Here is a 13,068-nt window from a genome sequence, read left to right on the forward strand (position 1 = left end):
AGTGAGGTCGGATCAGGAGTGTTGGGGGGCTTCGTCGGTCCACTGGACGTCGAAGTGGGTCACCATACCCGCGTAGTCGGTCGTCCAGGCCACTGACAGCGTCGCGACGGCGGGTACCGGGTCCTCCTCGTCGTTTCCGTCCTCCGGAACGTCGTCGGCGTCGAAGACCTCCACGTAGGCGAAGTAGGAGTAGTCGGCCCTCCTGCTCTCGACCACGACCGGGGAGAACTCCCCCAGGCTGGCCTTCGCCTCCGGGCCCAGGCCGGGCACCCCGTCGTCGGCCAGCTCCTGGGCCGGAAGCAGGGACTCCTCCTCGACGGGCACCCTCGGCTCGACCGAGGCACCGCCCTCCGCTTCCACGACCTCCAGCAACAGCTCGTGCATCCACTCGCTGTCGGCCTCCACACGTTCGACGCGCACGGAGGAGGAGCTCTCCAGCGCCTCGACCCAGCCGGCGCGGAACTCGGCCTGGGCCTGCGCGTCCTCCTCCTGGAGTTCCTCCACCAGCGTCGCGACCTGGGCCCGGTCCTCGTCGTGCCCGGAGGAGGCGGACCACACGGTCAACCCGCCGACCACCAGCAGGAGCACGGCCACGGCCAGGGGCGTCCAGGAGAGGATGAGACGGATCCTCTTCCGGCGGAGCTCGCGCTCACGCTCGTAGGCTTCGATCTCGGCCAGACTCATCCCTGGTCACCCCCGCCCTCGTCCTCACCGTCGGTCATGTCCTCACCGGCGTCCGCGTCGGGACCCTTGGTGTCGGCGTCCTCCTCGTCGGTACCGACGGCGACCGTTCCCAGCACCATCCGATCGAACTTCTTGACCACCGGGTCGTAGGTCCCGTGCATCCAGGCGACCATCTGGCCGGTCTCCTCGTGGGCCAGCGTCCAGACCATCGGGATACTCCCGTCCCGTTCGAAGACCTTCGCCTCATGAGAGGACCAGGTGTAGTCGGCCGCGAAGGCCCCTTCCTCCAGCTCGTCCAGGGCCGCGACCTCGGAGTGCCACTGGCTCACCGCGTTGAGACCGTCGTCATCGCGCACGTGCGCGGCGAAGTGCGGGGTCAGGTGCCGGTCGAGCCCGCCGATCTCCGACTCACGCAACGCCTGGGCACAGGTGGTGAGCTCCTCGTTGGTGTACTCGCGCGGGGACGTGGGCCTTTCGTCGAGATAGGTGACGCACTCGTCCCGTTCGCCCAGCCCGGGAGTCCTCTCGGGCAGCCCGTCCAGGGAGAGCGGTCCGGCCTGCTCCAGGTAGGTGTTCTGCACCTCGGCCACGGTCTCGCCCACGCTGGTGGCCTGCCTCAGCCAGCGCCCGGCCTCCTCCTCGCTGGGGAGGTCCTCCAGCCCCTGTTCGGCGACGCTGATGTTCCGCTGGGCGTCGAACCCGTCCTGGGCCTGATCCGTCAGCTGGCTCTGGTGATGGGAGTTGATCGCGGCCGCGACGACCAGCAGTACCAGCCCGCCCAGGATCCCCAGTGCGGTGCCTGACCAGTACGCGACGCGCAACAGCAGGGTCTTCCATCCGCCCCCTGCGCGCCTGGAAGCGGACTTGTCCCGCCCGGTGACGGAGGTGTCACCCGGCCCTCGGTTCGGATCACCGGTCGAGTTCCCGGAGAACGACGGTGGGGTCGAGGGCATTTCGGACCCGAGTTCATCGTCTGCCACGTTGACCTCCCCCCTTAGGCGAGCACAAGGTCATACTTCCTCGCAAAACGGAACGGTTATCGACTGACACAATAGTGAGAAGGACGTGCTTTAGGCACCGGCGAAGCACGGATCCGACACGCCCGTCCCGGATCACTCCGGCCCGGAGGAACGCACCCGGGAGGTGGTGGCGTAGCCCTCGAGATCCGCGACCCCGCCCTCGCCGTCGGTGGTCAACAACACCGTCGCGGTACTGAGGGCGCTGGCCTCACCGTCGTCGGAGGTGGTGCGCACGTCGACCACGACCAGATAGGCGTACTCGGTGCCCTGAATCGATATCAGGTCGGTTTGGAAACTGTTCACCCGCGAGTCGAGTCCGAGCAGATCGATGAGCGCGTGTTCCTCACCCCCCCTTTCGACGTTCACCGGCGCGGCGGGCAGGAACTCGGTCATGAACGCCGAGTCCTCGGGAACGCCGTGGATGTTCGTCATGGTGGTGCGGGCGGCCTCGTACTCGGCGTGGCTCTCCCACGTCAGAGCGGTGCCCAACACCTCCCCGATGAGTTCCTCGTCGGCGGTCAGCCGGTGGACGTTCGTACCCACCACGTCATCTGCGGCCAGACGGCCACGATCCTCCTGCTCGGCCACCAGCTCGGCCTTGCGGTCGTCGAGCTCGACGATCTGCTGCTCCTGCTCGGCCAGGACGTCTTCCTGAGCTCCACGGGTGAGTGCGAAGGAGATGCTCGACACGGCCAGGATGCCGGCCGCGACCAACGGAAAGGCGTTGCGCTGCAGCAGTCCCATCAGTCCTCCTCCTCGTCCGACTGCCCCGCCGGGCGTTCACCGATCGTCGTCTCACCCACGTAGAGGCTGTGGAACGTCCCCGCGTCGGAGCTGTAGGTGGCTCGGGCCCAGGCGAGCAGGTCACCGCTGGAAGCGTCACGGTTGAGCCAGGCCACGTTGACGGTGCGGGACGATCCGCCCCGAGGTGTGACGGCCACCAGCTCCCAGGAGTTCGCCGACGGGTCCGCGTAATCCCCACGACTCTCGTCGGAGTACCGGGTGTACCAGGGGGCGAGGACATCGATCTCCCCGGGGCCGTAGAACACGTCGGCTCCGGGGTAGTAGACGTCCTCGTCCTCGATGATCCGAGCGGACTCCGCGAAGAAGTCGATGAGCTCCGCACGGTGATCACCCACCGGGGCGTAGACCTCGCTCGCGTCTCCATCCCCGGAGAGCTCCTCGTCGTCGATGTCCGCGAAGATCTCCTGGTAGGTGTTCTGCGCCTCGGCCACCTGCGCGCCCTTGTCCCAGGCCTCGGACACGGCCTGGTCCAGCTGGTCCTGGAAGGCGACGACGTCCTCCTCGTCCCAGGTCTCGTTCTCCAGCGCGCGGATGTCTCCCCTGAGCATGGCGATGGACTGCTCGTTGGTCTGCGCCCGGGCCTGGGTGGTGTCGCTGCTGGAGGCGGCCAGGGACCCGAAACCCATCGCCCCGACCAACAGCGCCCCGCCCAGGCTCAACCGCACCGTCCTGCCGACGTCGCGCGGGGGCCGGGGGGAGGCGGCGCGTCGCTCCTTGCGTTCGTGTCTGCGCTGCTGACGCTCGGCGCGTCGCTCGCGCAGCATCTCCTGCACGTCGTCGCCGGTCATTCTCCGGCGGTTGGCCCGCTGTTTGGCCTCGAAGTGGTCGAGTCGTTCCATCACCTCCTCACGGCTCAGCTGACGCCAGGGCTTCTTCTCCGGCGCCCCCGGCCCTTCCCATGGGGCGCCGTCACCCGACGGGCCCTCGTCACGGTTGGTACGTTCCTCGTGTTCTTCGTCGGACACCGTCGCGCTCCTTCCTGGTTCCTGTGCCTTCGCGGCCGCAAGTCACGCCCTCAAGGGTTACTTGAAGGGATCCGGCCCCACACTGATGTGGATGTGGTCGACGTGGTTCTGCGTGTTGCTTCCTCGACCACCCGCGTACCGGGTGGTCTCGTCGCTCCATTCTCCGACGGGGTCGTTTCCGGCCGCCCACTTGCGTTCGTTCCACAGGATCCCGCTGATGTTGAGCTCCTCGGAATTCGCGATGACGAAGTTGACGACGGTGGTCCCGGATTCGCGCATCTTTGCGGAAGGGACCTCGTTCTCCGGCGCCATCATGTAGTCGATGGCCTGGCCGTTGTGATGGTTGCTGCTCGGCTCGTTGCGTTGGCCTCCAGCTGTCAGGAAGAAGCCGCCGAACTCGTCCTGCAGAACCTTGTGCATGTCACAGGCGTCCGGGTGCATGCGCCCCAGGGAGTCACAGGGAACCGTCTCGCCAGCCTGGACCACGCTCCCACCACCCGTGTTGGCGGTGCGGCACTCCTGGATCGCGGTCTCGCGGCGGTTCTGGTTGGCCTGAACCACCGTGACCTCGGCCTGCTCCAGGATGGAGTCGGCCAGGTCCTTGTCGGCCTCCCAACCATCCATCTTCGCGAACCACACATCCGCGTATCCCTCGCGCTCAGCGAGCTCGGTCGCATCGATCTTCGCTGGAATCTCCCATTTCTCCAGCCAGGTCCGGGTGGCCCCGCCGACTGAAGGGGAGTCATCGTTGATGAGGCCTTCCACGACGTTGGTGTAGGCATCCGAGTCACCAGATATCAAGAAGCCCATCTGGGTTTCGATCTCATGCCACTCGCCACCAATCCCATCGGCATAGTCCAACAGGTTGGTGTTGCGACCGTTACTCCACTGCCCCAGGCCGATACCCAACAGGACAACTCCGTGTTGGATGTGATCATATTCCCCATTTTCAAGCTCGGAGAACTTGAAACCCTTCTCTTCGGCATTCCGCTTTACGTCGTCGATTTCATAACCTTTTCCGCCGACCAACTCAATCATCGTCGGATCCATTCTCGATTCCTTTTCGAAATTCCCGAGAATTCCAGCAATGTTCTCATCCGGCATACCACTGACAGAAAGAACGGAGTACACCTGTTGGGCTACCTCTTCCTTCTGCTGGCTGTTTTCACCGGAATCGGCGTTGTCATCGATCTCGCGGACGATCGCTTCGGCCTGGGGACGGCAGTCGTCCAGCGGTGCCTCGTGCTGGGCGGCGGTGGTACCCGAGGTGGCGGCCCCCACCGCGACCGCGGCGACGACGGCGACGGCCACGAACAGCGCACCGATCCCGATGGCCGCCCCGGCCACCACGCCCCCGCCCAGGGCCAGGGCGATCGCGCCACCGATCATCAGGGCGACTCCAGCCGCGAACTTGGCGACCATGATGACGAGCTGCAAGAGCATCTGCAGCATGTTCATCAGCATGGCCAGCGCCGCGGCCATCATCTGCTTGAGCCACTTGAGGAACATCATCAGGACCATGAGCTGGGCCCCGACACCGACCGCGGGCACGGCCATGGCTACCCCGGCGCCCTTGCCGGCCCCGGCCATGCTGTCCTTGGCGCCGTCCTTGGGAGCCATGGAGGTACCGGCTGCCCCCAGCGTCGGCCCACCTGGCCCACCCGATCCGCCCGGACCACCGGCTCCGCCCGGCCCCCCGGCCCCACCCAGGCCCTTGGCCGCTTCGTCGCCTCCAGCTCCGCCTGCTCCGGGCCCACCTAAGCCCGGGACACCCTTGCCGACGTCACTGGGGTCCGGGATCCCCTTCTTGGCGTCCTCACCGCCCGGGACAGCGCCGCTCGCCCCAGTACCAGGGAGCTTGCCCGACCCGCCCGGCTCCGGGGGCTTCGGCCCCCCGGCCCCACCACCGACTCCAGTCATGAAGACCTCTCCTTTTCCTTCAGGGACCGTCTGGTTCTCGGGATCCGTCCGTGCCGCTGGCCGACGTCAGTACGTGAGCAGGACCTCTTCATCCGCGTTGACCGACCCGGACGAGTCGACGCCGCGCAACATCACTTCCAGCTCCAGGAGACTGCCGTGGGACTCGACCTGATAGGAGCTCTTCAGCCGCTGGTAATCCTGGTAAGCCTGCGTCGTGTTGTTCATGATGTCGCGCAGGGGCTTCATCAGCTGGTCCGAACTACCGTATTCCTTCAGGTCATTCCCGTCAGTCAGAATCCATTCCAGCTCGTTCGCGGAGATCATGGAACTGTCTTCCTCCTCCGGCCGCGCCTTATCGCCAAGAAAGGTGACGTAGGAGGTTTCACCCGGGGGCATGATCGCGTCCAGATAGCCCTCGTGGACGGAACCCGAACGCCAGTTGAAGTCGAAACCGCGCGGGTCCACCCACTCGGTCTCCAACTCGAGGGTCGCCTCCGTGTCCCCCTCCGCAGCCTCACCTGTGACGCTGTCACCGGCGATCTGTACCGGGACCTCGGGCGGCTCGATGAACACGCCGTCCACGTTGATCCGACTCATCTCACCGTCGTATTCATCGATACGGCTGAGGAGGGCCCGCATCTGCAGGAGCTGTTCGTCCATTTCCTTGCGGATCTCCTGCTCCTGATCGGCCACCACCAGTTCGTAGTAGATGGCCACGGGGTCGACGCGATTGCCGTCCAGTGAGGTCACCTCTTCGGTGCCGGTGGCCCCTGGATTGATGAACACCCGCCACTGATCAAACTCGGCGAAGCTTCCGTCATCGCGTAGATCCTCACGCAACTCCCGGCTCGACTCCTCCGCGTACACCAGTTCGCTGTTGGCGCGGAGGGTCAGGTTCATGATCTGTTGGGCGAAGGGCGCGTCGGAATCGAGAACGACTCCCAGATAACCGGTGGACCCGAAAAGGATGATGGAACCGGTGATGTTCGTGCTGAGGGACTCGGTGGCGAGTTGTTCGTTGGAGCCGGTGAGAAAGGCCTGGTAGTTCGCGGCGTCAGCGGAGAACGATCCGGAGTTGGCGTCACGGAACCTCATGAGGACCAGGGCGCGGTCCCCGTCGCTGTTGGTGTAGATCCCCTCGACACTGCCGGTCAGATCGGTCCTGGACGTTGTGAACGAGGTGGTGTACAGCGCTGTCTCGCTCAGTTTGGCCCGGTTGTTGACCGTGGCGGAGGCGATGGTTCCGACCAGGAGCAGTGCGAACGTCACGGAGAAACAGGTGGTCATGATCCCGAAGCGCTCGATGGCGTGGTGGGGGCCCAGTTTCATCTTCTTCGCGTACGTCGTGATCGTTTCTTTCAAACTCACGTGACGTGCTCCTGCCGTGTGGCTCAATCATGTACTGAACTGCGGAATGCGCAAAGGGTCGGCGGCCTTTCGCGCCGCCGACCCCCATTGGTACCTACCGATGCACAACCATGTTCCAGGACGATGGTGCGGTGGCTCCTCGTCTCGGTCCACCGAGCGCCGCAAGGATCACCCGCCGCCGCCCAGGTCCTCGATGGTCGTCTGTCCGCCTGCGGCGATCTGGGAGATCAGGCTGAAACCACCGACCATGAGGGCACCCCCGATGAGGATCAGCGCGAGGATCTTGACCCAGCTGGTCTGGTCCTGCTGAGAGGCCATGAGCTTCTTGATGAGCAGAACGCCGCCCCAGACGACTCCGGCCGTACCCATCAGGGCGAGGAGGGAGCCGCCCGCCCCCTTCACGTAACTGGTGGCGTTGTCAAGAAACGAGAGAAGGTCCCACGATGCGGAAGGGAGGTCACTCAGGTTCATTGTCGCTTGTCCTTGTCCTCTGGTCCGGGCCTGGTTCGACTTATCGGGGGTCTGACGGCAGAAAGATCAACAGGCCTGGGGGCGGGTGAGGGTGCCAGTACCTGGGGGTTCCGCACACAAAAATGCGGACGCTCCGGAGCTGATTCTAACTGCCACGTCTTGGGGGCGGCAACTTCGTCCATCACATTTTTAGATCGTCGGAAGGGGGAATCGCGAACACGAAGGTATTGCCTCTCACCAATCAGTCGAACCGGAGACAAGCAACTTCACCTCCGTCTATCACAACAGTCGTCAAAGGTTTTTTCGTTTGCCAAGATCACGATCGCTTCGGCCCTCTCCTCTGGTTACGGGCCTGCTTCGCCGCTCGGTCGGCGGAGTTGGCCCCACCCGAGTTGGGCGGCTTCTTCGGGGTCTTCTGCGGTTGCGGACCCTTACTTCCTCCGCCACCGGTACTCCCCGCCATCCCGGCGACGTTGGACACGATGCGGCCAGCCTGCTCGGCCTGCTGACCCTGCTGGATCCTCCGGTCGTGTTTGGCACTGGTCTGCGGGTTGTCGAGTGAGGACTTGCGCGCCCGTTCCGAGGCCTGACCAGCCCGTCCGGCGCTCGCCTGGGCCTGGCCTCCCTTCTCCACCGCCTTGCCCGCCGATTCCGCCGCCCCGGTGTAGTCCTGGGCCGCGGCACGGCCGACTGCGACTCCGGCGTGACCCACGGCGCCCGCAGTGCCCGTGGCCGCCTTCAACCGCTCCTTGTCGGACTCCGCGTAGTCGGAGGCGGACTGTTTGAAGGAGTCAACGAAGGCTTCCCCGGGCTCATCGGACAGACCGTCCTTCTCGACGCGTTTGCCTAGGTCGGACTCTCCTGCGGCGTTCTGGTCCTGCGCACTCGGGGCAAGTCCCGCGCCCGCGCCTCCCGCCCCGGGCCCCTCCAACTGACCGTCGGTGTCCACGTCCCCGCTCACCTTGGTCTCGTTACTGCTCGACGAGGCGGCGGAGGCTCCCTCCGGGCCACCGCTGTTGGTTCCACCGGCGTTCGCGCCACCCTTGGGGCTCCTGCCACCCTTGGCTGCGCTCATCGCCTTGCTGCCAGTAGCGCCCAGGGCAGAGGTCCTTCCACCGCCACCGGGCGGGCTCGACCTCATACCCCCGCCGGGTTGAACCCTGGAATCGGTGAACTTCTCGATCATCTTGGTGACGGCGTCTTCGATTGCCTTGACCAGGCTCTTGCGAAGACGCATCGCCATGACCGTGAAGGCGATGACCAGGATGATCGACACCACGATGACCAGCATGTGGAGCAGGCCCGTGTTGACCAGGAACTCCACGATGACCGACCGGTCCTCGTCCTGTCCCTCACTACCCGAGACGGCCTGGTTGAAGGGGGCGGAGATAAAGCTGGGAATGGCGAGCAGGAAAGCCAGCACCATCTTGTAGAGAAAGATCGTGACCAGGATCTCCATGAGCATCGCGACCGTGTAGACGATGACCTTGGCGATCCCCTGAATCGCACCCAGCATCGCGAACGGGATCGCCATGATCATCTGGAAGGTGCGCCGGATGTTGGCGACCACCATCCCGACGGCGTAACCGATCCCGATGACGACGAACGCGCCCAGCAGCACGACAGCGTTGAACCAGTAGACGGAGCTCATCATCCCGGTGCCCACCAGGTTCACCGAGTTGTGGATGGACCGGGTCGCCTCACTGCCGGACTTACCCGACGAGTAGGCCTTGTAGGAGGTCGGCCCGAACTCGGCGTTGAGGTAGTTGTACATCGCCAACGGCGCGAGATTGCAGGCAGTGGGGCTTCCCTCGTCACCTTCCGTGATCTTGCGACCGCAGGTGATCGTCGTCTGCCCCGAACTGGTGAACGTGACCGCAGTCCTCTTGTCGTCTGGGTCATCCGGGCTGGCGGTCAGCCCCGCGCCCGATCTCACGTGGAGCAGCGGGTTCTCGGTTGCCTCTTTTGCCTCTTCTCCTAGTAGCTCGGCTGGGTCCCCGATGTAGTTGTCGAACCAAGCGGGCGCCTCCCCAACTTGGGCACCGGTCAGTGTCGACTTGGACCCGGACTCGAACGAGGACGCATTGACGTGTCTAACGTCCATGTACCGACCCAGCATGCGCGTGATGGAGGAGAAGTGGGACGACTGGTCGAACGTCGCATCGGGGTTCTCCAACAGGGCACTGCGCTCGCCCCCCAACGGGTTGTGCATGTTGCCGGTGTCAAAACCCATGACCTGGGAGTTAATCGCCAGCGCGGATTTCTGCACGTCGGCCTGGGACCTCCCGGTGGGGGCGTTGTGCCGCTGGCTCCACCGGATGTTCGCCTCGTCGGGCACTGCCAGCCGGTTCCTCGTGGCCCAGCCCTCGAAGTCGACATAGGTGGAGAGCACCACCTGGGAAGCGGCCGAGTTTCCCCCTTCAGTCGCCTCCTTCATGGTGTTGAGCACCTGGCTGTACATGGAGCCGAGCAGGGGAATACCGATGACGATGAAGACAAACCGAATGAGGATCTTCTTTAGTGCCGAACCCCGGTCCATGTTCTTGAACATGATGAGGCCGAAGATGAATATCCCGACGAAAAGCGGGAGCATCACGGTCCACGACAGCATGGCCAGCTTTTCAAACGCGGCACCCACCAGCTTCACGACTGACCGCAGCGGCTCCGGAAGGGCTTCGTTGTCGCCGAACCCGGTCATTGCGCCCTCACCACCGGTCATGCCGAGGGCGAAGTCCCTCCCGGAAAGGGACACGACCGCGCCATAGAGCATTCTGAAGGGGTTGACCCAGATGAGCGCGTCAATGATGAACGCCCACAGCGAATCGATGCCGGCGGCGACCACGAACAGGATGAAGACGATCCCGCCCGAGATCCAGGAGAAGAAGCCGAGAGTGAGCCCAGTGCTGGTGGAGTCCAGCCCCAAGCCGTTGAGCGTGGCGCCGTACAGGGCGAAGTCCCGTGCCCCGGTCTCCCCCGGGAACCCTGAATCGCTCGTACCGACCAGAGCTCCATAGCCGACCTCGTTGGAGGACTGGGCGTTCCGGGAGTCGAACCATCCCCTGATGACGTTGTACTGCTCGTCGGGGTATCCCAGCATCGCCCCCGCGTTGGCCGGGTTGTTGACGACAGTCGGCCAGTCCTTGACATCGAGACTGACGTCGTCGTTGCCCGGTTCCTGCGCGGTGGAGAACAGGGCCGTCATCGACGAGGAGAGCCGGTAGAACGACAGGCTGTCGAGGTTGTCGTCCTCCTCATCCGAGTGTGCGGGGTTCATCCCCCCCAGTAGCAGGGCCAGGGGGAAGGCAAGGAGCAGCGCCCACACCGACAGGCGTACCAAGCTCCCGTTCCGGAACCTGCCAGAAAGCAGGTTCCGCGACCTGTAGGAACTCACGTTTGGTTCCTCCTGCTGTTCTTGCTCTCGCACCTCCATCTATCGGCCCTGCTTCCCGGGGCTGCCCTCGTCCGACGGGCTCGTGGACCGTTCAGGTTTGCCCTGAACTGAGGTCTGAACCGGTTTGGTGGTCCGCTTCCCGCGACGCGGCTTCATACGTTCGGTGAGTCCGGCGTCCAGCTGTGCCTCGGCCCCTTGCTCGGCCACACGCCGGGCCCGTTCCTCCGCCATGTCGCCGTGGGCTGCCGCGACCGCCGAGGTCTCGTCCGGGCTGACCCGGTCGTCGTGCTCACGCTGGGCCGCGCCCAGGATCTGGGCCCGCCGTTCGGCACGGGCCGGGTTGACTCCCAGTGGCAGGTCCATGTGGAAGACGACGTTGGTGTGGCCACGGCGTAGGTAGGCGAGGTTCTCACCGCGTGTGGTCACCAACCGTTCCAGGTCGGGCGGGATGTCCTGGTGCAGCTGGCGCTGGTACTTGGTGACGGTCGCGTCACGCATCGTGCCCAGGATCGTCCAGTCGGCGGCGTCGAAGCGGTTGAACTCCGAGTCGGCGAGCATCCTGTCGACGTCGTTGTACAGGTAGACCACCCGGCCGCCGCGCAGGAACAGGTGGGTGAACTGTTCGTTGAGGTACGACTTGATGCGGTCGTCGATGCTCTCGGCGCCGTGCAGGATCACGGTGTCGCCCAGGGTGAGGTTGTCCACGGCGAACCCGATGACGTTGACCAGCTGGGCCATCGCCACACCCTTGCCGCGCTTGAGCAGCCGGGAGAAGTCGTAGAGCACCCGGCGGGCGTCGGCCACCCCGTCGATCTCGTCGTTGGTGTGGGTGTTGAACAGGTCGCCGTTGTTGTCCAGCAGGTCCTTGAAGACCAGACGCAGGATGTTGTAGGCGTGCAGCATCTCGTCGTCGCGGGCGCTGGAGTTGGACAACGCCCGGTACTGGGTGTCGAAGTAGGTGACGATGTCCTGGAGACGCGGCACCTGCGTGTGCGGGATGCCGACCACGCGCAACCGGTCCCGGTTGTGCTTGGCGTTGCGCGTCCACATGCCCTTGTCGATGTAGAACTGGGTGAGCGTCTCCTTGAGCGACCCCCGGATGATGGAGCGGTCCGAGTCGGTCGTCTCGTAGGCCTGTTCGGCCATGAGGACGACCTTCTCCAGGTGGGCCGGGAAGATCCCCAGTTCGTCCTCGGTCTTGCCGAACATCTCGAACATGTTGATGTCGCCCGAGTTCATGTCCAGCCGGGCGGTGAGCCTGTCCAGGCGGGGGCCCAGGTCGTCCATACGCGCCCCGTTCAGGATGATGTGGACGACGCGGGCGTTGGACAGCAGGGCCGACTGGGAGATCTTCGAGCCCCACATGTCGGGGATGTGGGCCCGGTTCAGCACCGGGTTGACGCCGTTGTCGGCCACGACCACGTGGTGCTCGTAATCGTTGACGTCGAAGAGCACTGCGGAGTTGTTGACGTCACCGACCATGGACCCGACGTACTCGCCGGCCGGATCGTTGAGGCCGTTGGTGACCAGAGAGTGCGACCCGGCGAACTCCACGCTGGTGAAGTGGAAGCCCTTCCCCCGTTTACGGGCGTTCTTACCGAAGAGGTTGGTCAGCTCCTGGCGCTGCTCGCCGGGGTAGGCGGCCACCTTGACGGTGCCGAAGCGGTCGATGTAGAGGCGGCTGATCCGCTCGACCGCCTCGTCGAGGACCTCCAGGCTCGGCCCCCGGACCAGCAGTCGGTTGTGCACGTGCAGGTAGCTGGAGCCGTCCTGGATCTCACCGGCGACGATCTCCATGTCGTCGCTGATCTTCGCGGACTTGCGCCGCGAGGTCATGGTGCCGGACTGGGCCTGCTCGCCCTCCTCCATACGGTCGAGCTTCTCGACCGTCTTGATCTTCTCCTCGATCCACTTCTCGCCCATACGGCGGATCTGTTCGAGCACCACCACGGTGACGCCGTCTGGCAGCCCGCTGGGGATGCGGTTGATCCCCCAGAACGCGCCGAAGTCGTCGCGCGCCCCGTCGTCGTGGAAGAAGCCGAGGACGCACGCGTAACGGTCGTCCACATGGAAGTAGTCGCTACGGAAGACGTAGCGTTCCCTGGGCTTGATCGCGAGCAGGTGGGGGTAGTCGTCGAAGGTACCGGAGAGCTGCTCCGCCTTCTTCTTGGCGGCACGGCGCTCCTTGGCGCTCATGCCCTCGTCCTCACCACCAACGGTGCCGGACTGTTCGTCGTTGTCCTGGCCCCGACCAGCCAGCTCGGGGAACAGTTCGCTGAAGGACGGAGCCTTCGCACCCGTCGACTGACCGTCCTGCTCTTCGGGGGCGGTCTGGTCGGGTGCGTCACCGGCCGAGAGCGCACCCGGCAGATGCCCGTGCGAGGTCCCGGCCGCACTACCTGGAAATTGTGCTCCGGTGCTCATCCGCGTCCTTCACTCTCTCCGC

The 13,068-nt window shown here is 64.9% G+C and carries 9 protein-coding genes; all 9 read right to left on the bottom strand.

The features are described from left to right. Positions 1-12: 12 nt before the first annotated feature. Positions 13-684, bottom strand: coding sequence for a hypothetical protein (locus tag AC0VYM_RS24580; protein ID WP_475455997.1), 672 nt, complete (start codon positions 682-684; stop codon positions 13-15). Then, positions 681-1,664, bottom strand: a complete 984-nt coding sequence (locus tag AC0VYM_RS24585) for a hypothetical protein (RefSeq protein WP_475455999.1) — start codon at positions 1,662-1,664, stop codon at positions 681-683. Before AC0VYM_RS24585 ends, AC0VYM_RS24580 begins: the two co-directional genes overlap by 4 nt. A 132-nt stretch (positions 1,665-1,796) precedes the next feature. Continuing rightward, complete coding sequence (locus AC0VYM_RS24590) at positions 1,797-2,447, bottom strand: hypothetical protein (protein WP_475456001.1); 651 nt, start codon at positions 2,445-2,447, stop codon at positions 1,797-1,799. Continuing rightward, the gene (locus AC0VYM_RS24595; protein ID WP_475456002.1) at positions 2,447-3,472 is read right to left on the bottom strand and encodes a hypothetical protein; all 1,026 of its coding nucleotides are present in this window, start codon (positions 3,470-3,472) and stop codon (positions 2,447-2,449) included. The genes AC0VYM_RS24590 and AC0VYM_RS24595 overlap by 1 nt, the downstream gene beginning before the upstream one ends. Positions 3,473-3,529: 57 nt before the next feature. Then, positions 3,530-5,092, bottom strand: coding sequence for a phage tail tip lysozyme (locus tag AC0VYM_RS24600; RefSeq protein ID WP_475456004.1), 1,563 nt, complete (start codon positions 5,090-5,092; stop codon positions 3,530-3,532). A 366-nt stretch (positions 5,093-5,458) separates the two neighbouring features. Next, entirely contained in the window at positions 5,459-6,760 is a 1,302-nt protein-coding gene (locus tag AC0VYM_RS24605) for a hypothetical protein (protein WP_475456006.1), read from the bottom strand. A 168-nt stretch (positions 6,761-6,928) separates the two neighbouring features. Next, positions 6,929-7,231 carry a hypothetical protein gene (locus tag AC0VYM_RS24610; protein ID WP_475456008.1) on the bottom strand — a complete coding sequence of 101 codons (303 nt, stop codon included), beginning with the start codon at positions 7,229-7,231 and terminating at the stop codon, positions 6,929-6,931. A gap of 316 nt (positions 7,232-7,547) precedes the next feature. Next, on the bottom strand, positions 7,548-10,622 hold the full coding sequence (locus AC0VYM_RS24615) for a hypothetical protein (protein WP_475456010.1): 3,075 nt from the start codon (positions 10,620-10,622) through the stop codon (positions 7,548-7,550). A 39-nt stretch (positions 10,623-10,661) separates the two neighbouring features. Further along, positions 10,662-13,046: a hypothetical protein gene (locus tag AC0VYM_RS24620; RefSeq protein WP_475456012.1), complete on the bottom strand. Its 2,385-nt coding sequence runs from the start codon at positions 13,044-13,046 to the stop codon at positions 10,662-10,664. Between the last annotated feature and the right edge of the window lie 22 nt (positions 13,047-13,068).

It is taken from the genome of Nocardiopsis sp. iso_237 (assembly GCF_056173345.1).

What these genes read in the sequence shown, in the direction of transcription:
- AC0VYM_RS24580 (WP_475455997.1), bottom strand. Translation starts at nt 684, where the DNA reads ATGAGTCTGGCCGAGATCGAAGCCTACGAGCGTGAGCGCGAGCTCCGC.
- AC0VYM_RS24590 (WP_475456001.1), bottom strand. Translation starts at nt 2,447, where the DNA reads ATGGGACTGCTGCAGCGCAACGCCTTTCCGTTGGTCGCGGCCGGCATC.
- AC0VYM_RS24600 (WP_475456004.1), bottom strand. Translation starts at nt 5,092, where the DNA reads ATGGCTCCCAAGGACGGCGCCAAGGACAGCATGGCCGGGGCCGGCAAG.
- AC0VYM_RS24610 (WP_475456008.1), bottom strand. Translation starts at nt 7,231, where the DNA reads ATGAACCTGAGTGACCTCCCTTCCGCATCGTGGGACCTTCTCTCGTTT.
- AC0VYM_RS24620 (WP_475456012.1), bottom strand. Translation starts at nt 13,046, where the DNA reads ATGAGCACCGGAGCACAATTTCCAGGTAGTGCGGCCGGGACCTCGCAC.